Raw genomic sequence first — 19,652 nt, forward strand, 5'->3', positions numbered from 1 at the left:
CTTCTCCTATTTAACCTTTCCTGGAAAAATACTCGCATAGCGATAATGATTCTGGATTTCTTGAATATAACGAGCAAGTTGAACCAATTCTTTAGGTGCTCTGCAAGTCAAAGCCGTTAACTCTGCATTGACAAAGCGACTTAAGTGTCCTGCTAGTATGTAGAGATTCTCTTCCTTCTCAAGCTGACCTGCAACATCAAAAATTTTTTCTCGTAAGGCTTCTGAAATCTCTTGCTGTGGAAGATTATAGACTGCAGATAAGTAACTGTAAAACTCTTCCTTTTCTGCTACTTTCATTCGATGCCTCCTTTGATATAAATTGACTATAGTATAAAGCGAAATCAATTCTTTGTCAAGAAATTCTCTAACAAAAAAGATTGCCCTAAGACAATCTTTTTTATGGATTAAAGTGAGTTTGTATCAACCTTGATACCTACACCTTGTGTCGTAGTGATAGTCAAACTAGTAATGTAAGTACCTTTAGCTGTAGCTGGTTTTGCTTTAACGATGACATCGTTAAAGGCTTTGAAGTTTTCAACAAGTTTGTCAGCGTCAAATGATACTTTACCGATAAGAGCTTGTACGATACCTGCTTTGTCAGCACGGTAAGTGATTTTACCACCTTTAGACTCTTCAACTGCTTTTGCAACATCCATTGTTACAGTACCAGTTTTAGGGTTTGGCATCAAGTTACGTGGACCAAGCACGCGACCAAGACGTCCAACAACTGCCATCATATCTGGAGTTGCGATAACAACGTCGAAGTCCAACCAACCACCGTTGATTTTAGCAACAAGGTCATCTTCACCAACAAAGTCTGCACCAGCAGCTTTTGCTTCTTCTGCTTTTGCACCACGTGCGAAAACAAGAACGCGAGCAGTTTTACCAGTACCGTTTGGCAATACCATTGCACCACGGATTTGTTGGTCTGCTTTACGAACATCGATATTCAAGTTGTACGCAACCTCAACAGATGCATCAAATTTAGCAAAGTTAGTTTCTTTTGCAAGAGCAACAGCTTCTTCTACGCTGTAAAGTTTTGTGCTGTCGATTTTTTCAAGAGCAGCACGCAAGTTTTTGCTTTTTTTAGCCATGTTATATGTCTCCTTGTAATCAGATAATCTTGAGTGCTACTTAGTCAGTAACAGTGAATCCCATAGAACGAGCAGTACCTTCGATCATACGCATTGCAGCTTCAAGAGATGCAGCGTTCAAGTCAGGCATTTTTGTTTCAGCAATTTGTTGTACTTGCGCACGAGTTACTGAAGCAACCTTATCTTTGTTAGGTGTACCTGAACCTTTTTCAACACCTGCAGCTTTTTTCAAAAGAACAGCAGCTGGTGGTGTTTTTGTGATGAAATCGAAAGATTTATCTTCATACACAGAGATAACTACTGGGATAATCATGCCAGCTTGGTCAGCTGTACGAGCGTTGAACTCTTTAGTGAATCCCATGATGTTGATACCTGCTTGACCAAGTGCTGGTCCAACTGGGGGAGCTGGAGTAGCCTTACCTGCAGGAATTTGAAGTTTTACGAGTTTTTCGACTTTTTTAGCCATGATATAAAATCCTCCTATTGTGGTTTTGGCGGTAATTACAGATTTTTACCTCCCACAAGTATGCAATTTCGCATACCAATCTATTATACACTATTTTTAAAATAATGCAAGGAATTGTCTGCTATATTTTCATTTTTCCTAGTTTTAAGTTCCCAAGGTACTACAATCTAATCGATCTCATCTAAATTACGGCAACTTTTTATCTTCCTTCCTTATCCTCAGTAGCTTTTTCCAAGGGTATGTGCTAGAATAGGACTATGATAGTTTTAAAGATTGCTTCCATACTATTTATTATTTTGAACCTAGTGATTGCTTTTACAACTGTTCAACTCTTTGGATTAAAAAAAAGGGGCTGGAACTTTGCAGACATTGCTTTTCCACTCTTTGCTTTTGAATTTTACCTAATTTCAGATAAAGCTTATTACAACAGCCTCCTACCTCATCTGCTGTTGGCTCTATCTCTCCTGGCCTTTGGAATTACCCTTTATTTTATCTTTAATAAAAAAGATTTTACTTATCGCAAAGTTTTCAAATTCTTCTGGAGAGCTAGTTTCATCCTCACGTTCTTGCTCTATCTTTCCTTAGTCATTGCAGTATTGACTCTACCAAATTAACCTCCGTCTAAATACGGACTCCCCACCAAAAAAATTGGTAGGGAGTCTTTTTTATTCGTGAATTTCTAAAGGTAGGCCATCTGGATCAAAGAAGAAGGCCATTTTCTTACCATCAAAGTCATCTGTCCGTAGGGCTTCATGGCAGATTCCTAATTCATCAAATTGTGCTAAGCAAGCCTCCACATCTTCAACCCTAAAAGCTAAATGCCGAAGACCTGTATGCTCTGGACTAGGCATAGCTGGTCGTAAAGGAGCATCTGATTTAATAAAGATTTCTAAGACTAGTTGTCCTTTTCTGACATTGAAAAGAATATCATTTTTTTCCGGTCGAATATGCTTATCCAGTTGCTCAAAACCTAGTTTGTCAACATAAAACTCTCTGGTCTTTTCATAATTGCTACCAATAATAGCTACGTGATGAACGGTATCTAATTTAATCATGGGGTCTCCAATACTTTCCGTGGCTTGGTTCCTTCTGCAGGTCCGATAACGCCTGCCGCCTCTAATTCTTCCATGAGTCTGGTTGCCCGGTTGAAACCAACTGAAAAGCGGCGTTGAATCATAGAAGCACTTGCTTTTTGACTTTCAACGACTAAGGCACGTACTTCATTAAAAAGGGGGTCGCTGCCATTGTCTCCACTCAATCCGCCTTCCAAATCACTTTCAGAAACTTCACCAGGGTCAAAGCTATCATCGTATTCCGCTTCAGCCTGCTCTTTGACAAAATGAACAATTCGTTCCACATCATCATCCGATATGAAAGAACCTTGCAAGCGAACTGGAGCTGATTCCCCAATTGGGTGAAAGAGCATATCACCTCTCCCTAGCAATTTTTCTGCTCCATTTTCTCCTAAAATGGTTCGAGAGTCTGTACCAGATGCCACAGCAAAGGCAACACGAGACGGTACATTGGCTTTAATAAGACCAGAGATGACATCAACAGACGGACGCTGAGTGGCCAAAATCATGTGAATTCCTGCTGCACGAGCCTTTTGTCCCAAACGAATAATAGCATCTTCCACTTCCTTACTGGCAACCATCATCAAGTCCGCCAATTCATCCACGATAACCACTATTAGTGGTAGAGGAATTTGTTTTTCATCCGAACGACTATTAAATTCTTCTACCTTCGCATTGTAGCCTTCCAAATTCCGTACACCTAAGTGGCTAAAAAGTTCATAACGTTTTTCCATTTCATCCACTACTTTTTGAAGAGCTCGAGCTGCCTTACGTGGGTTGGTCACAACTGGAATGAGCAAATGTGGAATATCATTATAGACAGACAATTCTACCATTTTGGGGTCTATCATCATGAACTTAACTTGATCTGGACCAGCTTTCATCAGGATAGAGGAAATGATGCCGTTGACGGCAACAGACTTTCCTGAACCAGTAGATCCAGCTACCAACAAATGTGGCATTCGAGCTAGATCAAAGGAACGGACAGAACCATTAACTGCTTTACCAAGGGGAATTTCCAAAAGCTTATTCGGATCCGTTTGGGACTGTTCCCAAAGCTCTCTGAAGGGTACCATAGCCACTTCTGAGTTTGGAACTTCAATACCGACTAAGGATTTTCCAGGAATCGGTGCTTCAATACGGACATCTTTCGCAGCAAGAGCCAAGGCCAAATCATCTGCCAAATTAGAAATCCGATTAACACGAACCCCAACTGCTGGTTTTAACTCGTATCGTGTAACTGACGGTCCAATCTCAGCACGCTCTACCACGACCTTGATACCAAAACTTGCAAAAGTGTCTTCCAAAACTTTGATATTCTGACGAACAATTTTTTTCTCATTGGTTTGACTTTTTACCTTTATTGGTGCAAAAAGATCAATCGAAGGTAGCTTGTATGCTAGACTTTTCTTCGGTTTAAAATCAATCTCCAATTCTGGGACTCCTTCTTCAATAACCGTGCTCGCTTCTACAGGTAAACTTTCCTCTTCCACTAACATAACCGGAAATTCATCTTCAAGGTCAAGAGGTTGGTTGTCTAGATAGATTGGAACTGGTGAATCCTGTTCTAAGATTTCTCCTGTTTCCAAATCAACATTAGGATAATTTTCACTCACTTCTTCTTTGACAGTGCTCTGAGCAAGACGATGACGTTCTTCCATTTCACGCTCTGCTTCCTCCTCGGCCTCTCGAGCAGCAATTTCTGCTTTTCGCTCTGCTTTTTCCGCAGCTTTAATAACCCGTTTTTCAGATCGACGTTTCTGGCTTTGGGTAAATTTCTCTTTCAGTATCGCTAGCATATCTGCCACATCATAAACAGACCAAGGACTCATGAAGAAGAGACCGAAGGCAATGAACAGAAGACCAATGAAAAAGCTACCGATATTAGCAAATAGGAATGAAACAGGAAGGTAGAGAATACCGCCAAGAAGGCCGCCTCCCAAAAACTCTGTAATCTGAAATGAAGTCAGTTCCTGAAATGCCGTATTGAACGTATGTCCCAGTAGGTCTTTCCCCTTATACATCCAGTCAAAATAAGCTTGGTATTCCAAAAGAAGCCCTGCAAAAAAGAATAGAAAACCTGATAAGGTTCCTTCTCTTTTCTCGATCAGTGTTGGGAAAACTGTGAAAACAGCAATCCCAACCATGCAGACGTAGACACTGCTTCCGACCAATAAGCGTAGTAAATTATAGACCGTCACACCGAACACCCCAACTCGGGTCGCTGCAAAAATGAGAACTGCGATGATAAGAACTCTCACTAACAAAAATTTAATTTTCTGCTGTTGTGCTAATTCTGCCTTGGTGGGGCGACGAGTTGTTTTTCCTTTTTTTGTACTCTTTGCCATAAACTCCTCAACTTTCTCGATTTCTTTATTTTATCATAATTTGAAAAACATATACAGTGAATTGCTAACAACCTAAAAAACCTGATTAAATCAATGTTTTTTAAAGAATACAATAGTTAGTCACTATCCGTTTAATCCTATTGGAACGTATTAAAGAACGTATTAATTTTTTGTTGGGGAGTGCCCAAGACCTCTGGACAAGGTCTTTTTTTATGTCCGCAAAAACGACAATTTTTGAAAATGTCCGTAGAAAAGGCAAGCGCTATTGTTCAATTTTGCCTATTTTGTCAAAATAGAAATCAAATCTTGCAACCATTATTGTCAAAATGGCTATTTTGGACAAATAAAACGCCCCCCAACAATCGCTGAGGGGGTGAAATTATACCTGCAATTCCTCACGGATTGCTTTTTGTAATAATTGGCTAAAATTGACTTTGTTTTCTTTTCCAATTTCAACAAGCCAGCTTGGTAGTGTAACGGTCTTATTGACAATTTTAGAGCGTTCACGTTCACGGACAAGCTCGGTATCAACAGAGATGGCCTGAATCACATCATCATCGCTTGCTAGATTGCTTGCAAGTGCTTTGAATGATGATGGTTTAGGAAATTCTTTACCCTCGTCTTCAAACATGATGGTATAGATTTCAAGAACTTCACGAGCGTTGAAAATAGCTTCGCTTAGATTGTCAGCTTCGCTAAATGCTCCAGGGAAATCAGGGAAAGAAATGCTGTAGCCACCATTTTCCTTATCTGCTTCAAACAATGCTAAATAATTATATTTCATAGTGATAGATTAAGCCAATGATCAGAGTAACCCCTTTAGGGGTATGGGGAGGAGTACCCTCACTCCCCATACAAAACTTTGAGAATGTTGCTTAGTGTGCCTGGTCTGTAATCCTTCTCTTTTGGTTTAGGTATCGTCACTATCCGTCCATCTGGATGTTTCCAAACCTCGTGAGACCCTTTGCCAAAGTTTGTTTTACTGAAACCTTGCTTCTTAGCAATCTTCTTAAGCTCTCGCTCTGTCATTGGCTTATCTCCTTTCCTTATCTTTAATTATATTATACACTTGTTTTCAACACTTGTCAATACAAAACACTTGTTTTTAACAAATGTTTTTCAAAAATATCCGTCATAATAGAAAAACGCCCCCAGCAATCTGCTAGGGGCATTTCTTACATCTTAGTGCCTGGCAATACGTCTGGCCAAGCTTCATCACTGATATAGGTCAACATAGGCAATCGCATGACTGCGCCATTCGACTGCATGATGTCCTTGTAATTGTGGATACCCAGCCAGTTACTATCACTTATACCACCCAGATAAAGGGTACCATCTAGGACCTTGCCATCGTGAGCGATAGGAAGAAAGAGCGATACCGAACTACGGAAACCAACCGGTACTTCTGTGGTTTTTAACAATCTCAAGGAGCCGTTTGCAAATCGATATCCGTCTGTATTGTTTTCCGGACGTAACAATGTCACAGTCCCCCATCGTCCGCCTGTTGCGTTAACGAGACATTGATTATTAATCCGGCGGAACGTCAAATAGCCAGCCGTCAACCCCGGAGTGGTAATCTTACGCCATCCAGTATCGCCATTTGAAACGACCCAAGCAGACCCCCGCTTGACCCACTCCCAAGCACCGACACCAGCACCGTCTGTTGATTCGTAGACTGTACCATCGATTTCAGTACCAGTAATCACACCGTTTGTTGTCTCGGGCTTATCTGGCCGACCTACACCCGTTTTAATACGACTGTCGCTCTTTAAGAGATAATTACCTAGCTCTAATTTAAGAGCTTTAAAATCGGCTCCAATCGCTTGTGCTAACGCTCTTAAATTATCCATAAACTACTCCTTTGCTGTAGTATAAACAGCAACCAAATCAAGGTTGGTAATACTATCAATACGGGCACCAAGCTCTGCCAATTTTTTTACAATCGCAGTCTCAGTGTCGCCATTGATTGCAGAAATAGCGTCTGCCAGCTCTTTTAACGTATCCAACTGCTCAGGCACACCTTCGCCCAAAATATCCGATTTTAGCGCTGTTTTGGCTTGCTCAATCGCTTGTGACAAAGCTTCATTTGTTACTTTATCACCCAAAGCCAGTTTGAGCTCTTTGATATCTATTCCGACCGCTTGGGCAAATGCCGTTAATTTACTTGTACTCATTTCTTACCTCATATCTTTCCTAAATTATAAAACATCAACAAATCAGGGATATCCTGTTCCTGCTCTACATACTCTTTGACAATTTTTCTAAGGCCATAGAGCTCAATAGCCTCGCCTGACACAAACTCACCCAAATTCTCATTGACCGTCAAGGTAACCGAATCCGTTGACGGGAATACATAGCCAGCGTGTTCCACTTCAACGGTATAATTACCAATAGGCAGAGCTTTTTCCAGACGGAAACTGACAACACTATCCACCACTTCCGCCTCAAACTCAATCATGCCTTTCGAACTATGGATAAGCTGAATTTTAGCCGGACCATTGAGCACCGCATTATCATCTGTCCGTAGCTTTAACTTAAAGACTGATGACGTATCGCCTTGTTTAATCACATAGGCACTGTCCCAATATAATTTTGTTTGATTAACCATATCAAACCTCTTTAGCTTTGAGCAGATTAACAGTCGTGTTAAGATAGTTGACCGATTTAGTTGCTAATTTCATTTTTTTATGAGCTTCAGGCCACAGCTCTTTGGCTGTATTATACTCATCGCCCGACAAGTGATGGAAAGTACGAGCTGATGGATTGATAATGTAGATTTGACCCGCTCTACGCTTGTCATTTAAGTCTTCTGCTAATTTGATAAAAATCATGTCCTCTTCTCCTTCTGTTTTAATTTCAGATGTAGTTACAGGCTCGGTATACGGCAGTCTAAACCAACCGATGACGCCATCATAATTCCGAGAATGGTGACGAGTATAGCCACCGCCTCCAATTTCTAGCTGGTCATTGATGCCATTAGCGTTCTCGTCTTTCCAGCCGTCAATATTTTGCTCAACCGACACAATCATATTACGGTCTGCCGTCACACATACACCAATATGACCAAATAGATCGCTCGGACCCCATTGACAAACAAAAAAATCACCCACATCTGGCACGTTGGTACCGTTATAGTAGATGACTTCTAATCCTTTTTTCTTTGCACGGTCAAGGCAATCTTTGGCATTGGTGTAGGCCATGTTAAGCTTGCCGTCCGTAAAATGCTGCATGATATGGTCAATCAAGGCCACACACTGCTATATGTTACGTCACAACTCTCCACGATTGAATTTCTTCAATCGCTTGTATATTGTGACTCTTTAGATTTCTCCAAAGTTCAGACTATATCTTTAGTAAATACGTAAACTTTCACTATGTTTTCTGTTAAACTCTTTTATTGCCGAAACTCTTGCCAAATGCGCCTCGTCAGAAGGTGCTTTCCCGACATCTTTAAAAAATGCCATAAAACCATCCTTCCATTCTTGACACATTACTATACCTCTACCGCCATACCTATCATAATGCTGGTACGATTTTTGGTAACATCTTTTTTTAATGCCCTTCCAAGTGTTGTATTCTTTTGTTCCGTGCATTCCGTGTTTTGTTTTAAACATAATTTATACCCCTTTATATATATATTATACCACATGGGGTACTCTGTGTCACATACTTTACCATCCCGTGCTGTCTTTCGATTGAAAGCGCCTAGTCGTTGAAGCTTCCACCTCTGTTACCGAGGTGGCTCGCCTGCTGATTGCCCAATCTTTGCCTCTTTTACTGTATTCTGCTCATTACTGGCAGACGGAGTGTGCAAAGCTCTAAGGGTGTTCCAGTCAATTCTCGGGATTGTGAGGCCAGTTAATTAACCTCCATACGGATTCGTAGGCACAGTGACCTTTTGACCAACCAAACTGCGAGCGTAACTAGCGACTTGGTATTTTGTCGTCATAGGCTACCTCCTACCCAAGCTCATCATAGCCCATAGCACGCTCACTATCGCTCAAACCTGTTGTGGTAGGGTCATTGATGACCCCGACAACAGTCAAGATAGACATAATTGTGCCAAAAGTAGTCTCCCAATCTTTCGGCACCCAATTAAAACCCAGTTGTTGAGACAAAAGTACCAATAACGGCACCAAGGTCCACCAGAATGTTGTATTTCGTAGTCGGATAGACCAATTAATTTTTTTCATTTTTCAACCCTCTTTCATGATTACTCGTTTCAATTCGCGCACGTCATCTCCGAGACTTTTGACCTGCTCCGCAAGGACTAAGATAGCCTTGTTCTGCTCGTCATGATTGTCCAGACGATGATTAGCGCTGTTTTTAAACTCCTTGAGATTTTCGATATCTTTCTCAAGGACTGTAATGCGATTTTCCTGTTTTGTGATTTTGCCCGAAAAGCTGTTCCACAGCGTCCAAATAGTCGCTACAAAACCAATAAATGCATATACATGTTCTGGTTTAAACATAGGCTAATCTTCCTTAGCTAACTCTTCCAAGCCAAGGTCCGATAAACAATCCCTCACCTCATCTCTGAAAGACTTCGGATAGTTTTTGAGTGCTGAAAATTTCAATTTTCCTTTTGCGATACGGTTTGCGATAAAAATTGCCATCATTGATTTGTCCTCTCTATTCGTTAAAAGCTTCATCAGCACCGCTGATGTTAGTGTTGTCAATAAATTCTTCATGGTCGGTACCTCCTGCCATGATCTGTAAAATTAATTCTTGCATGGTTTGTTGAATCAGCTCACTCTCTGCTTTAAGAGACTCAAATTGCTTTTTCATCTCCTCAAACTCTTTAGAGCGAACCTCCTCGTTTTCAACCATCTTAGCCATCTGCCTATCAATATCCGAAAATTTCTCATTTTCAGCACGGTTAGGGAACAGGGAGTTGTACAATTCGTCAAGAGCGAATATGACGATATCATCATCTGTAAACGCTGAGATATCCCCTTCAAAACTCGATTCATATCGTAAAAACGGCTCGTCTTGTTGAACTACATAGCGAATGGACTTCCCTGATTGAAATTTGGTCTTAACTTGTAATGCCATACTTCCCCCTAATTAAGCTGTTCGAACCCACATATAGACTGCGATGTACGGTGGCATGTTGTTATGAGCTTGCCCTCCACCAGTCGACTTAGTCGTGGCACTTGCAACTTGCTTCGAGCCGTAAATCTGCTCTGCGTTTGCTTCTTTTTTCACATAGTTGTTGATTGTCATTCCTGCGAATTCGTGCGTATGGGATGGCATTTCAGACACCGTCAAAACATGTTCCTTCTCACCGCCCGTTGCACCAGCAGAAAAATCAGAATCAGCAGGATCTACACCAACCAACATGCGCCCAGCCCCAAAACTCTCCCACGTCCCATGTAAGAAACGCGATGGGTTGGTAGAGTCAATGCTTGTATAGATGGCTCCCACTGGGAAAATCCCCTCAAAATTCTCATTGATTGCTTCTGGACCGTTTTCCATACCTTTGTAAATCTGTTTCATCTTCTTACCTCTTATTCCTTGATGACGGCACTAACTGCTCCGTCTTCCACCTCAAACTTTATCGTTGTCAATCCGTCAATTAGTAGCACAACTGTTGGACTGACAACTGTAAATGTACCTGCTATCTTATAACTAGCTGGCATTGACACTTCCGCTACTTGGCCATTGTAGTTTACACTGACTGGTATAGCCTCGCTCGTTTGACCACCAAAGCTTCCGCTAGGACCTGTTCCAAGCCCGCCAGGCTCTGTACCAATTGCATATTGATAGCGTGTCGCAGTGATTGTTGGACGACGCGACAAATTATGTGTGATATTGACCTGGAAACCTTCCGGAACGTACTGAGATACCAAACGTTCTAGATTCTCTAAACGGTCATCCAGGACATTAAATGAACCGTACCGTTCGCTATTACGCGCCAAGATTAGCTCAGTTTCGCTCGTGACTGCCGATACAATCTCTTTAAACTGCGTCTCAATCTCTCTTTGCCGGTTTTCCAATTCTTCTTGTCGACTGCTATTTGCTCGTACTTGATCACTAGCCCGATGGAACATCATGGCATGATAGAGCACCGAACGAGCGATAGCTTCCCTGACATCGGCGCCATACTTTTTCTGACGTAACCACTCTGCGAGCTGGATAGCCGTAGCATCTCCAGCGTTTGCTAGTTCCTCGGTTATAGCCGTGATATGCGTTGGGTCCCTGTATACATTTACGTTTGCGGTAGCTTCCGCGCTTAGTTCGTTAAAGTCGTAGCTACTCATGTGCTACCTCCTATTTCTGCAATTTTAGCCCTTAATTCAGCAATTAAGAGACCGATGTTATCAATCCTAGATTGGATTGTAGCTCGTTGGACAACAAGCATTGGAATTTGGATTTTAGCTTCGTCTGTATCCAATTCTGTCAGCCGAGCAATTTCTTTCTCGACCATTTCAAGGCTTTTCGATTCACTATCCATCATGGATTGTACTCGGCTTACTTCGTCGTTTAACAGCTCGACTTTCATCTCACGTTGGATTGAGAGAGCATTATTGGCTAACACTTCCTGTTCCTTTGCTAGACGCCCCTGCTCCTCTTTTAACATCTGCTCAGAGGCTTTGCGTGCTGCATCACTATCTGAAAAAGCTTTCTGCATCGACGATTGAGCTTCTCTTTGTTGCAATTGATACGCTGTTAATGATTGCTTGTTAGAGCCAATCGTTACTTCGACCGATTGCGGATTGAGGACATCAATCGTCTTACTGATTACTTGTAATTTCTCGATACCAGCAAGAGGCGGATTGTCAAGTGGATAGGTATTACCAAGACGTGTCTTTTTAAACTGCGCATCTACCAATGACCGCTCAACCATAGACACAGTCCAGGAACTAATTGCGATTCGTTGGTCTCTCAGGTACTGATTCCCTCGCGTCTTTAATGTTGACGGATTGGATATATCTGACCATTCTACAGACTTTTGGATAATGCCAAACTCTTTGACAAGCTCTGTATCTTCCAGGTAGTTCTTTCCCTTATTGACGGATTCGATGGTTACCTTTCTGCGTGTCGTATACTGCCCTGTATCCTCATCGCGGTTCTTATCATCGGCATCTGCACCAATTGGCACAATACGTGTCAATAAACCATCAAGGTTAAGTTCACGCTTAGAGGATTTGATATTCTTTCCAAGGCGGATTGGCGAATCGACAAATTCACCAACCTCAGCAAGATAATCTAGATATAGCCCATCTTTTTCTGACCTAACACGTAGATAACCGCCCAACTGTTCCAGCAAATACTTCTTAATCGTGGCAAGCGTAGAATCATAGCCTGTATAGCGGTACTTGGTGTTGGACTGACTCTTGACAGTTACTTTACCAAGCCTAAACTGCTTCCACGGCTCAACCTGAGCATTATGGACAGTCAAAATTTGTCGCAACAAATCTTCCGGACTTGCATTTGCCATCCGTGCATAGACTTGCGAGCTATCATTCAGATAACCAAGAAAATCCTCACACACAACGGACTTGCTAAATGCTCCGTCACTACTCATTTCTCCCACATCTGTTAAGATGCGCCCGAAGAATTCGACTTCATTGTCAATCGTATTAACTACTTGGACAATGCCTGTCAAAACCTCTAATTGGGAATAATAGGCATGGGTCAAATACAAAGAAAATTCAAATGACGGCACCTCATCCAAGGATTGATTAATCTTTCCTGCCGTTACCTTCTCGCCGTACGAATACGGTTCGTGCAAGATGACAACATCGCCCTGATTAAAGGCTGTATGACTCTTAGCGTACTTAACCATATATGTCATGCCATCACCTCCACACGAGAATGAAAAGCAATCGTTCCAGTACCCTCTACTCTAACCGTAGAAAGACCAGGCAAGATAGAAAATAATGGATTGCTAGTTGTCCCTTTTTTAAACGCAAAGGTTTCGCCCTTGTGAATAACCTTGAAATCGCTCGTAGCTTCCACTTCGGGCTTGACAGAGTTGGTCCCTGCGTTAAATAACGTGATTTCTTTAAACCCTTTGACTTCATACTTCGTCCAATTGGCTACATCATCTTCAAAATCAAATGTATCCCATACATCATCAAAATAAGTCGCTTCACCAATCAAGAACGGATAACAGTTAAACTCTAACTGGATATCTAACGTCTTTGCTTCTTCGTCATCATCGACTGATACATTGACGCATTTTCCAAGCCAATAATAACCTTCATCATGTGTATCATATAGCTTCTGCTCACCGTACGGCATCAATAATTGCCGAATCTCACGCTCAATAGATTTATGCGCATCATAATCAACACCTAAAATCTGAAATTTATAGGTAATCGCTCGATTCTCAAATACTCGTTCACCAAGCAACATCGAAAAATCAAGCACCCCTTGCATAAAAGGGATGCTCTCGATGATTTCTTTTTCCGCCGGAACAGGCGCTGACCTGTCGACCAGCAACATGTTAAAATCTTTTGAGTTAAAACCCATAAATTGGATATACTCAGTAATCTCAAAAAAGTGATTAATTAACGTAATGACAATCGACCTCCAATCTGCGCCTTTTGACCAAGTCTGGTGTCAATAATTCCACCGACAACTTGACCATCCATGATAACTTGCGACCCTTTAGCTAGCAGTTGCTTCATAGCTCGTAGCTCTGTCAAGATAGACGTGTCAGCCTTACCGTTAGATGGTTGATTGATAGCAACGACATCTGGTTGATTCGCTCTCGCGCTTTCTCGCGCATACTTCATTGATACATCATGAGGCACAACTATGCTACCGTTTGGTAGATAGGTCAATTCCCCACGTCCGCCCTCATTCATTCGAGCAAAACCACCCTGCCAATCGTCAGTCCCTCGGTAAAGCTGAGGAATTTCTGAGATGCTCACACCAGGCACTTTATTGATCACGTCAATAGCCGTGTTAATGCCCTTGATAACTCCGTTAACAAACCCTTTGACTTGGTTTACCAATGCTTCTACAGAGCTAGAAATGCCATCAAATACCCCACCGACAAAACCTGTCAAACCTGACCAAGCACCTTTTACAGCCTCAAAAACTCCTGAAATCTTACTACCGACCGATTCCATGATGCCAGAAACGATGCTACTAATCGACTGGAATACAGATGAGAACGTGCTGATGAGATTCTTAACAATACCGCTAGCTTTACCGACCCACGTACTGATAAAAGTAGCCACAGTTGTCAAGCTATCGCCTATAATCGTTCCAGCTGTAGTAAACACATCACCAAAGAAATCAACAATCGGCTTGATTACCGGGCCAATCCATGCAACCATAGCAGAAATAACATCTGCGATAAACGTTGTTAAATCAGCCACTATTGATACAATCATCGAAACAATCGCGATAATGACCGTCAAAATGGACTTGATAATCGGTGTCACTATCTGAATCGTAGTTGTGATGATAGAAATTATCCAGCTAAAAACAGGACCGACGACAGCCATGATAGCCGTAAAGACATTGCCAATAATTGTTGCTACGTTGCTCAACAACGGCACAATTGCTTCTACAGCAGGCTCAGCCAGACTAACCAAGCTATCCCACAAGACTTGGAACATCGTAATGACAGGCTCAAGATATTGCTGTGCTGTACCAGCAATCTTTCCGAACTGAGCCTGAACATTTGCAATCAGCTCCCCAACGGAATTTCGGAACGTTTCGGATTTATTCCATAAATTGGTAAATGCTGTGACAACCACCGCAATGACCCCTGCGATGGCAGCAATCCCAGCAATTATTGGGCCAGCGCCAACCGCTGCCATACCTCCTGCGGCAGTTCCGGCTGCGGTCCCCGTCGCACCAAAAGCGCCTGCAATAGTAGATAACAGTCCAGATAACGAACCGAATGCGCTAACCAATGTCCCGACCGTGCTAACAATTTTCCCGACAATCAGCAAGGCTGGTCCAACGGTTGCAAGAGCCCCAGCAATAGCCAAAATCTTCTGCTGCGCACTGCTATCTAAGCTACCAAAGGTCGTTACCATATCCGTAGCCTTTTGGATGAGTGGTGTAATAATCGGCAAGAGATTCTGACCTAATTCTGCTGCAAGGTTGCTCACTTCCGCTTGGAAGGTCCGGATTGAGTTTGCCGTTCCGTCCGAGGTGCGTGCATAGTCTCCTTGAGCATTCTTGGTCGCGTCCATGACATAAGCATATCTGAGAGCAACTTTCTCGGATTGGCTCATCTCTGCTGTTGTCTTACCAAAGCCCTTTTCTAGAGCATAGGCATTTAAGTTGGTATCCGTCATAACGATACCCAGCGTTTTGAGAGATTCGGTTTCGCCTGTAAATACACCATTCAGAGCCGTCATAGCCTGACTGATATCAATATTCTTAAACGATGACAAATCCCCTGCGAGACCTGCCAATGAGGTTGCCATGGAGGACGCTTCGCCTGTTGACAAGCCCATACTAGTCGCCATATCGCCAAATAAAGCCGTGGCTTCAAGTGCTGCATTCTTTGACAAGCCAAATTGCTTAGTAGCAGTATCTGCCCAAGTTTTGACCTCTTTGGCATTGTTACCAAATGCGACATCAACCTTGTTCAGGTTTTCGTCCATATCGGATGCCGCATTAGTTAAAGCGACCCCTGCTGCAACGATCGGAGCAGTGACCGTAGCGGTAGCAACCGTGCCAAAACCTGCTACCTTATCGCCCCAATCAGAGATTTTCCCTCCAATTTCCTGAGCCTTTTTAGAAATATCAGACAGTCTCGATTGTAAACCACCAATTTTATTAGATGTACCAATTCCATCAATTTCTTTTTTTAGCTTGTCAGCTGATTTTTTTGCATCTTCAAAGGCTTTTTGCATATCGGACGAATCGCCCTTGATTTCAACTCCTAATGTGTAATCAGCCATCTATTCCCTCCTCTCGTTCGGTTTCTTCATACCGTTTTCTTTGTAAATCGCATCGACCCAAGACTTACCGTCCGCTTCTTCTACCTGCTCGATGATTTCCAAGTGGTTAGCGACCATCTCGACATCAACAGGCAACTGAGCTTTTTTCCACAGCTCCACAAACCTAGCAGACTTCTTCCGCAAGGCATTCGATACAGCATTCAGCGTCGCATTCCTGCTGTAAGTCGTCTCGCGAATAAGCTTATCTTCCCAAGCCTTGATGATAAAAGCTTTCTCACGCCTTGTTAGATCTAGATACTCGCTTTTTGAGGTACCAAAATTTACAAAGAAAAAAGCGAAGTCAATATCGTTTTGATATTGCTCCGCTTCCACATCGTACTCTGAATCCACAGAATCCGAAACGAGGTACTCAAGACCGACTAGCTTCCGAGGAAGAAAAAAGGGCAGTCACGCTTGATGGTCACGATAACCAATTGATTGACATACCCAAAACCTTTCTCTCTCAACACAGCCTCATACACACTCGTAGCGTGCTCAGGCGACATCTTCCCTCCATCCACTGCATAAAGCGCTTGGACGAAGTATTGACGCAAAGAACTAAGCGACAACAAGCCGTTTGAGTTAGCAATTGTATCCATAAAACCACGCTTGGTTACAGCTTCAATCGTTTCAATCGTTCGCTCAGAGTATTTCAATTCATAATGTTTTTCATTGTATACAATCGTTTCTTTTTCTGTTGGATTCATCTTTCACTCCTTCTTTTATCGCTCAGGCATCGCTGTCACTTTCGTACTATCCTCGGAAGATAGCGTAGACAGGTCAACCAACGCACCGTTCCCATCCAAAGCGATAGAGTAGGTCATTGCATCATCGTACGGCGCTTCAAGTGGATAGTCCGTCACATAAGCCAGACCGCCAAACATAGCCGTTTTAGTCTTACCGTTGATAATCTTGATACAAACAGGGTCTCCATTCTCAAAAGCCTGCGACAGCGTCTTGTGAGTCGCATCACTCGGCACATACAGACCATCATTATCGATAGACCATTCCTTCATTCCTGCGATTTTAGACTTCCAACCACCCTTAGTATCCTTCGAGGATACTTCGATTGAGTCAGCCGAACGGTTAATCGTTAACCCACGCTGACCACTGACCGCTAACAGACTCGCTCCTGTGCTATCAAAGATAGCCAAGATAACATCCTTACCAGCAATCGCTTTAGTCGCACTTGCGTCAAAATTACAATACACATTTTCATCAAATGCCATTCTGTATTCTCCTTTTTTATTTCACTTTAAAACCATAGCTTATCTTAAATTCATAAGCTATCACAGCATGCATTTCATTAGTCTCATCCTGTTGTAGAGACTGCATGCCAACTTCCGTCTGCCTCAATATCGTAAAAGCTTCAGGGATTGCGATTTCTTCTGTCAAAGCCTCTTCCAGACTTTGGATAAGATTGTAAATGCCGACCTTACTGTTTCCCGCTTCTGCGATTGCGTGTATCCAGACAGTAAATACCTCGCACCACATCATCTTTGTATCTTCTGGTCGCTTATCCACTATTTCCAAAAAATAAAAAGGAGAAGGGGTGTTTTCAGGCACATAATCATAAGCCCTCAACCCTGTCTTCTCCTCGATTTTATCTTTTAGAGCAACGTGAAAATCAACCAAACCTAATTTTTTTAACATGTCAATCCTCTCTCAAAGCTCTGCGAATATCTGTCAGGTAGATTTTACTTTGCTGTTCGACGTTTTTTTGTAAAAAGCGCTGGCCAGACACGAAACCACCTTTTCTGCCTCGATGCCCATATTCGACATGCGGAGCGTAGTCTTTCACATAACCAAACTCGCCTCTGTAGGTCACTCCTGACCCACTGGACTGCTTCCGTCTTGACCTTGCAAGTTCTCCACTCCTTACAGGTGTTCCAGGGCGCCTTGCAGCACGATTAAAGATTTGAGTCAGGTTTTTATCTGCAATAGCAGACCACTTAAAAGCAGACTTAGCTTGCAATCGAGCAACCAATTCGTCCACACCTTTCGTCCGAACTGAATATCTCATAACCTAAAGCCTTTAATCGTTAGCAACTGCCAACGAGAACCCAAATCTTTGACAGAGCCTATCTCGTATTCTGAGCCGTCTATTTTGACCGCTATCGCACTTTGGATACATTCGCGACTTATTCCCCTCGTAACCATTTTACGACTACCAGAGGTCAAATCACGACCGTTTACGGCAACATCATCTGCCGTCCATTCTGTAAAGCGTCCTTGATACGGGCCACTTTCGACCTTTTCAGCAACAACATTCCCCAATGCGTCCATTTTACCAGTGTCACGCTCAGAAATCAGCATGTAATCAACAAACCTCACAAGAAACGCACCACCTTCCGATTCGCATTACGAGACCGATAAGCCGAAAGCTCAACCTCGTACTCAGACAAGACATTATCCACAAACGATGTATTCAACGTATCAGCCGATTCGCTCGATATTCCTTCGTGGTACAACCTACGATAGAGCTTAACAGTCACATCAACCACGATGGAGGATAGACGTTTTGGCAATTCTTCCTCGTCAATCAGCAACAACACTCTATCAACTGCCGTCTGGATGAGTTCCTCGAGCAATTCAGCTTTGGGTTTTTCACCGGTCAAACGGACCTCTACACGGTCTAACAAATCATCCAGCATAGCACACCTCTACTTCGTTTCTTTCTTCCGTGTCTTCTTGACCTCTTCGATAAAAGCCGTCAGATGTGGATTGTTACTTGAGAGCAAGCTCGCAATCCGTTCTTTGCTTGGTTCATATCCTGCACGAGGGAAGACATCGCCCACCTCGTACAAGAAATGATTATCCAATTGGTCAAAAAAACGTGTTTTAACCTTGTAAGTAGCCATGATTAGACACCTGCAGTGATTGCGACTTTCACGATCCCGTCGATACGCTCTGGGAACATTTCGATACCAGACATCAACAGGGTTTGAGTAGTTGCTGTTGTATTATCCAAGAAATGCTTCATACCGATGTAACCAGTAGCATCTCCAGAAAGACCGAATTCTTTTGCAACAGCAGAACCAGTAGCAGAGATATAAGCTACGTTAATATTTTCAGGAACAGTCGCCCAAATCTCACCTTCTGCTACATCGGTAGTAGAAATGATAACTGTATCCAAGAAGCCTGTTACGAAAGTCAAACCAGCTACCGTTTGCGTAGTGATGCTTGCGTTGCCTAGATATTTAGCAATATCAAGAGGATTAGCAAAGATGACCGCTTTATCAGTGCTGTAGTCTTCAAACAAGACTTCCAAACGACCCCAAGCCGATGCAATCGCACCTTGCAGACCAGCACCGACAGCTGTCTGTGTAGTCGTACCAGTCTTCAACGTAGCCACAAACTGCTTACGGATTTCTTTTTGCAATTGACGCACAAGCGCATCATCTGTGTTAGTGATAGCTTCGTTCGCACCGTACATCTGCACGCTTTCTGCATCAGTTGCTTTACGGTATTTCTTAAGCTTGATGACCAACTCTTTGTGAGGTTTACGGTCTACTTTTGACAATGGAATCAATTCGCCCTCACCAACTGCGCCGTCTTCCAATGTGACATTGTAGCCGTCATAAATACGCAAAGTCTGACCGTCTGATACTGCGATTTTACGAGTAATTCCAAGCAACTCGAACATCTTGTTCAAATTCTCTTCAAATCGTGTAGAAACATCGATTGTGATAGGGTATTTCAAGTCAGTTGTTTTAATAAGATTATTTTCAGCCATGTTATTTTACTCC

At 42.6% G+C, this 19,652-nt stretch carries 31 protein-coding genes; 1 reads left to right on the forward strand and 30 read right to left on the reverse strand.

All coding sequences use genetic code 11. From position 1 onward, the window contains the following. Positions 1 to 6 precede the first annotated feature (6 nt). The 3 genes from AC4CS8_RS07175 to rplK form a co-directional block, all read right to left on the reverse strand. Positions 7 to 297: a hypothetical protein gene (locus tag AC4CS8_RS07175; RefSeq protein ID WP_493892583.1), complete on the reverse strand. Its 291-nt coding sequence runs from the start codon at positions 295 to 297 to the stop codon at positions 7 to 9. A gap of 107 nt (positions 298 to 404) precedes the next feature. Further along, positions 405 to 1,094 (reverse strand): 50S ribosomal protein L1, encoded by a 690-nt coding sequence (gene rplA / locus AC4CS8_RS07180; RefSeq protein ID WP_493892584.1) that lies wholly within the window; start codon positions 1,092 to 1,094, stop codon positions 405 to 407. A 40-nt stretch (positions 1,095 to 1,134) separates the two neighbouring features. Next, complete coding sequence (gene rplK / locus AC4CS8_RS07185; protein WP_493892585.1) at positions 1,135 to 1,560, reverse strand: 50S ribosomal protein L11; 426 nt, start codon at positions 1,558 to 1,560, stop codon at positions 1,135 to 1,137. Between the two features lie 257 nt (positions 1,561 to 1,817). On the opposite strand from rplK, the gene AC4CS8_RS07190 reads away from it, so the two are divergent. Continuing rightward, positions 1,818 to 2,174 (forward strand): DUF3397 family protein, encoded by a 357-nt coding sequence (locus AC4CS8_RS07190; RefSeq protein ID WP_493892586.1) that lies wholly within the window; start codon positions 1,818 to 1,820, stop codon positions 2,172 to 2,174. Between the two features lie 51 nt (positions 2,175 to 2,225). Here the strand turns inward: AC4CS8_RS07190 and gloA2 are convergent, their stop codons facing one another. The 27 genes from gloA2 to AC4CS8_RS07325 form a co-directional block, all read right to left on the reverse strand. After that, on the reverse strand, positions 2,226 to 2,612 hold the full coding sequence (gene gloA2, locus AC4CS8_RS07195; protein ID WP_493893879.1) for an SMU1112c/YaeR family gloxylase I-like metalloprotein: 387 nt from the start codon (positions 2,610 to 2,612) through the stop codon (positions 2,226 to 2,228). Then, entirely contained in the window at positions 2,612 to 4,981 is a 2,370-nt protein-coding gene (locus AC4CS8_RS07200; RefSeq protein WP_493892587.1) for a DNA translocase FtsK, read from the reverse strand. Before AC4CS8_RS07200 ends, gloA2 begins: the two co-directional genes overlap by 1 nt. A 379-nt stretch (positions 4,982 to 5,360) precedes the next feature. Then, the gene (locus AC4CS8_RS07205; RefSeq protein ID WP_029185623.1) at positions 5,361 to 5,765 is read right to left on the reverse strand and encodes a type II toxin-antitoxin system HicB family antitoxin; all 405 of its coding nucleotides are present in this window, start codon (positions 5,763 to 5,765) and stop codon (positions 5,361 to 5,363) included. A gap of 59 nt (positions 5,766 to 5,824) precedes the next feature. Then, a complete protein-coding gene (locus tag AC4CS8_RS07210) occupies positions 5,825 to 6,010 on the reverse strand; it encodes a type II toxin-antitoxin system HicA family toxin (protein ID WP_024381116.1) in 186 nt (61 codons plus the stop codon). Positions 6,011 to 6,156: 146 nt separating this feature from the next. After that, on the reverse strand, positions 6,157 to 6,831 hold the full coding sequence (locus AC4CS8_RS07215) for a hypothetical protein (protein ID WP_493892588.1): 675 nt from the start codon (positions 6,829 to 6,831) through the stop codon (positions 6,157 to 6,159). Between the two features lie 3 nt (positions 6,832 to 6,834). Then, entirely contained in the window at positions 6,835 to 7,155 is a 321-nt protein-coding gene (locus AC4CS8_RS07220; RefSeq protein ID WP_493892589.1) for a hypothetical protein, read from the reverse strand. A gap of 8 nt (positions 7,156 to 7,163) precedes the next feature. Continuing rightward, positions 7,164 to 7,589: a peptidase associated/transthyretin-like domain-containing protein gene (locus AC4CS8_RS07225; protein WP_493892590.1), complete on the reverse strand. Its 426-nt coding sequence runs from the start codon at positions 7,587 to 7,589 to the stop codon at positions 7,164 to 7,166. Position 7,590: 1 nt separating this feature from the next. Beyond that, complete coding sequence (locus AC4CS8_RS07230; protein ID WP_493892591.1) at positions 7,591 to 8,211, reverse strand: CHAP domain-containing protein; 621 nt, start codon at positions 8,209 to 8,211, stop codon at positions 7,591 to 7,593. A gap of 120 nt (positions 8,212 to 8,331) precedes the next feature. Then, positions 8,332 to 8,595, reverse strand: coding sequence for a hypothetical protein (locus AC4CS8_RS07235; RefSeq protein ID WP_493892592.1), 264 nt, complete (start codon positions 8,593 to 8,595; stop codon positions 8,332 to 8,334). Between the two features lie 345 nt (positions 8,596 to 8,940). Continuing rightward, a complete protein-coding gene (locus tag AC4CS8_RS07240) occupies positions 8,941 to 9,174 on the reverse strand; it encodes a phage holin (RefSeq protein WP_493892593.1) in 234 nt (77 codons plus the stop codon). Between the two features lie 3 nt (positions 9,175 to 9,177). After that, positions 9,178 to 9,453, reverse strand: a complete 276-nt coding sequence (locus AC4CS8_RS07245; protein ID WP_493892594.1) for a DUF7365 family protein — start codon at positions 9,451 to 9,453, stop codon at positions 9,178 to 9,180. 3 nt (positions 9,454 to 9,456) lie between these two features. Further along, on the reverse strand, positions 9,457 to 9,672 hold the full coding sequence (locus AC4CS8_RS07250; RefSeq protein WP_493893888.1) for a hypothetical protein: 216 nt from the start codon (positions 9,670 to 9,672) through the stop codon (positions 9,457 to 9,459). Next, the gene (locus AC4CS8_RS07255; protein ID WP_493892595.1) at positions 9,614 to 10,036 is read right to left on the reverse strand and encodes a DUF1366 domain-containing protein; all 423 of its coding nucleotides are present in this window, start codon (positions 10,034 to 10,036) and stop codon (positions 9,614 to 9,616) included. Before AC4CS8_RS07255 ends, AC4CS8_RS07250 begins: the two co-directional genes overlap by 59 nt. 12 nt (positions 10,037 to 10,048) lie before the next feature. Then, positions 10,049 to 10,480, reverse strand: a complete 432-nt coding sequence (locus AC4CS8_RS07260) for a phage baseplate protein (RefSeq protein WP_493892596.1) — start codon at positions 10,478 to 10,480, stop codon at positions 10,049 to 10,051. Between the two features lie 11 nt (positions 10,481 to 10,491). Further along, the gene (locus AC4CS8_RS07265; RefSeq protein WP_493892597.1) at positions 10,492 to 11,244 is read right to left on the reverse strand and encodes a hypothetical protein; all 753 of its coding nucleotides are present in this window, start codon (positions 11,242 to 11,244) and stop codon (positions 10,492 to 10,494) included. Then, on the reverse strand, positions 11,241 to 12,782 hold the full coding sequence (locus AC4CS8_RS07270) for a phage tail spike protein (protein WP_493892598.1): 1,542 nt from the start codon (positions 12,780 to 12,782) through the stop codon (positions 11,241 to 11,243). The genes AC4CS8_RS07265 and AC4CS8_RS07270 overlap by 4 nt, the downstream gene beginning before the upstream one ends. Further along, entirely contained in the window at positions 12,779 to 13,360 is a 582-nt protein-coding gene (locus AC4CS8_RS07275; protein WP_493892599.1) for a hypothetical protein, read from the reverse strand. Before AC4CS8_RS07275 ends, AC4CS8_RS07270 begins: the two co-directional genes overlap by 4 nt. A 140-nt stretch (positions 13,361 to 13,500) precedes the next feature. Continuing rightward, positions 13,501 to 15,864: a phage tail tape measure protein gene (locus tag AC4CS8_RS07280; RefSeq protein ID WP_493892600.1), complete on the reverse strand. Its 2,364-nt coding sequence runs from the start codon at positions 15,862 to 15,864 to the stop codon at positions 13,501 to 13,503. Continuing rightward, the gene (locus AC4CS8_RS07285) at positions 15,865 to 16,254 is read right to left on the reverse strand and encodes a hypothetical protein (RefSeq protein WP_493892601.1); all 390 of its coding nucleotides are present in this window, start codon (positions 16,252 to 16,254) and stop codon (positions 15,865 to 15,867) included. Between the two features lie 29 nt (positions 16,255 to 16,283). Further along, the gene (locus AC4CS8_RS07290; protein WP_493892602.1) at positions 16,284 to 16,610 is read right to left on the reverse strand and encodes a hypothetical protein; all 327 of its coding nucleotides are present in this window, start codon (positions 16,608 to 16,610) and stop codon (positions 16,284 to 16,286) included. 15 nt (positions 16,611 to 16,625) lie between these two features. Beyond that, a complete protein-coding gene (locus AC4CS8_RS07295) occupies positions 16,626 to 17,132 on the reverse strand; it encodes a phage major tail protein, TP901-1 family (RefSeq protein ID WP_493892603.1) in 507 nt (168 codons plus the stop codon). 16 nt (positions 17,133 to 17,148) lie between these two features. After that, a complete protein-coding gene (locus AC4CS8_RS07300) occupies positions 17,149 to 17,556 on the reverse strand; it encodes a DUF5072 family protein (RefSeq protein ID WP_493892604.1) in 408 nt (135 codons plus the stop codon). A 1-nt stretch (position 17,557) separates the two neighbouring features. Further along, positions 17,558 to 17,926, reverse strand: a complete 369-nt coding sequence (locus AC4CS8_RS07305; protein WP_493892605.1) for a hypothetical protein — start codon at positions 17,924 to 17,926, stop codon at positions 17,558 to 17,560. Further along, positions 17,923 to 18,237 (reverse strand): hypothetical protein, encoded by a 315-nt coding sequence (locus tag AC4CS8_RS07310; RefSeq protein ID WP_493892606.1) that lies wholly within the window; start codon positions 18,235 to 18,237, stop codon positions 17,923 to 17,925. The genes AC4CS8_RS07305 and AC4CS8_RS07310 overlap by 4 nt, the downstream gene beginning before the upstream one ends. Next, complete coding sequence (locus tag AC4CS8_RS07315; RefSeq protein WP_493892607.1) at positions 18,234 to 18,557, reverse strand: phage head-tail connector protein; 324 nt, start codon at positions 18,555 to 18,557, stop codon at positions 18,234 to 18,236. The genes AC4CS8_RS07310 and AC4CS8_RS07315 overlap by 4 nt, the downstream gene beginning before the upstream one ends. A gap of 9 nt (positions 18,558 to 18,566) precedes the next feature. Then, the gene (locus AC4CS8_RS07320; protein ID WP_493892608.1) at positions 18,567 to 18,764 is read right to left on the reverse strand and encodes a hypothetical protein; all 198 of its coding nucleotides are present in this window, start codon (positions 18,762 to 18,764) and stop codon (positions 18,567 to 18,569) included. Between the two features lie 2 nt (positions 18,765 to 18,766). Next, positions 18,767 to 19,639, reverse strand: coding sequence for a phage capsid protein (locus tag AC4CS8_RS07325; RefSeq protein ID WP_493892609.1), 873 nt, complete (start codon positions 19,637 to 19,639; stop codon positions 18,767 to 18,769). Positions 19,640 to 19,652 lie beyond the last annotated feature (13 nt).

The organism is Streptococcus sp. NSSLK0004 (assembly GCF_059039125.1).

What these genes read in the sequence shown, in the direction of transcription:
- AC4CS8_RS07175 (WP_493892583.1), bottom strand. Translation starts at nt 297, where the DNA reads ATGAAAGTAGCAGAAAAGGAAGAGTTTTACAGTTACTTATCTGCAGTC.
- rplA (WP_493892584.1), bottom strand. Translation starts at nt 1,094, where the DNA reads ATGGCTAAAAAAAGCAAAAACTTGCGTGCTGCTCTTGAAAAAATCGAC.
- rplK (WP_493892585.1), bottom strand. Translation starts at nt 1,560, where the DNA reads ATGGCTAAAAAAGTCGAAAAACTCGTAAAACTTCAAATTCCTGCAGGT.
- AC4CS8_RS07190 (WP_493892586.1), top strand. Translation starts at nt 1,818, where the DNA reads ATGATAGTTTTAAAGATTGCTTCCATACTATTTATTATTTTGAACCTA.
- AC4CS8_RS07200 (WP_493892587.1), bottom strand. Translation starts at nt 4,981, where the DNA reads ATGGCAAAGAGTACAAAAAAAGGAAAAACAACTCGTCGCCCCACCAAG.
- AC4CS8_RS07205 (WP_029185623.1), bottom strand. Translation starts at nt 5,765, where the DNA reads ATGAAATATAATTATTTAGCATTGTTTGAAGCAGATAAGGAAAATGGT.
- AC4CS8_RS07210 (WP_024381116.1), bottom strand. Translation starts at nt 6,010, where the DNA reads ATGACAGAGCGAGAGCTTAAGAAGATTGCTAAGAAGCAAGGTTTCAGT.
- AC4CS8_RS07215 (WP_493892588.1), bottom strand. Translation starts at nt 6,831, where the DNA reads ATGGATAATTTAAGAGCGTTAGCACAAGCGATTGGAGCCGATTTTAAA.
- AC4CS8_RS07220 (WP_493892589.1), bottom strand. Translation starts at nt 7,155, where the DNA reads ATGAGTACAAGTAAATTAACGGCATTTGCCCAAGCGGTCGGAATAGAT.
- AC4CS8_RS07225 (WP_493892590.1), bottom strand. Translation starts at nt 7,589, where the DNA reads ATGGTTAATCAAACAAAATTATATTGGGACAGTGCCTATGTGATTAAA.
- AC4CS8_RS07230 (WP_493892591.1), bottom strand. Translation starts at nt 8,211, where the DNA reads ATGCAGCATTTTACGGACGGCAAGCTTAACATGGCCTACACCAATGCC.
- AC4CS8_RS07235 (WP_493892592.1), bottom strand. Translation starts at nt 8,595, where the DNA reads ATGTTTAAAACAAAACACGGAATGCACGGAACAAAAGAATACAACACT.
- AC4CS8_RS07240 (WP_493892593.1), bottom strand. Translation starts at nt 9,174, where the DNA reads ATGAAAAAAATTAATTGGTCTATCCGACTACGAAATACAACATTCTGG.
- AC4CS8_RS07245 (WP_493892594.1), bottom strand. Translation starts at nt 9,453, where the DNA reads ATGTTTAAACCAGAACATGTATATGCATTTATTGGTTTTGTAGCGACT.
- AC4CS8_RS07250 (WP_493893888.1), bottom strand. Translation starts at nt 9,672, where the DNA reads ATGAAGAATTTATTGACAACACTAACATCAGCGGTGCTGATGAAGCTT.
- AC4CS8_RS07255 (WP_493892595.1), bottom strand. Translation starts at nt 10,036, where the DNA reads ATGGCATTACAAGTTAAGACCAAATTTCAATCAGGGAAGTCCATTCGC.
- AC4CS8_RS07260 (WP_493892596.1), bottom strand. Translation starts at nt 10,480, where the DNA reads ATGAAACAGATTTACAAAGGTATGGAAAACGGTCCAGAAGCAATCAAT.
- AC4CS8_RS07265 (WP_493892597.1), bottom strand. Translation starts at nt 11,244, where the DNA reads ATGAGTAGCTACGACTTTAACGAACTAAGCGCGGAAGCTACCGCAAAC.
- AC4CS8_RS07270 (WP_493892598.1), bottom strand. Translation starts at nt 12,782, where the DNA reads ATGACATATATGGTTAAGTACGCTAAGAGTCATACAGCCTTTAATCAG.
- AC4CS8_RS07280 (WP_493892600.1), bottom strand. Translation starts at nt 15,864, where the DNA reads ATGGCTGATTACACATTAGGAGTTGAAATCAAGGGCGATTCGTCCGAT.
- AC4CS8_RS07290 (WP_493892602.1), bottom strand. Translation starts at nt 16,610, where the DNA reads ATGAATCCAACAGAAAAAGAAACGATTGTATACAATGAAAAACATTAT.
- AC4CS8_RS07295 (WP_493892603.1), bottom strand. Translation starts at nt 17,132, where the DNA reads ATGGCATTTGATGAAAATGTGTATTGTAATTTTGACGCAAGTGCGACT.
- AC4CS8_RS07300 (WP_493892604.1), bottom strand. Translation starts at nt 17,556, where the DNA reads ATGTTAAAAAAATTAGGTTTGGTTGATTTTCACGTTGCTCTAAAAGAT.
- AC4CS8_RS07305 (WP_493892605.1), bottom strand. Translation starts at nt 17,926, where the DNA reads ATGAGATATTCAGTTCGGACGAAAGGTGTGGACGAATTGGTTGCTCGA.
- AC4CS8_RS07315 (WP_493892607.1), bottom strand. Translation starts at nt 18,557, where the DNA reads ATGCTGGATGATTTGTTAGACCGTGTAGAGGTCCGTTTGACCGGTGAA.
- AC4CS8_RS07320 (WP_493892608.1), bottom strand. Translation starts at nt 18,764, where the DNA reads ATGGCTACTTACAAGGTTAAAACACGTTTTTTTGACCAATTGGATAAT.
- AC4CS8_RS07325 (WP_493892609.1), bottom strand. Translation starts at nt 19,639, where the DNA reads ATGGCTGAAAATAATCTTATTAAAACAACTGACTTGAAATACCCTATC.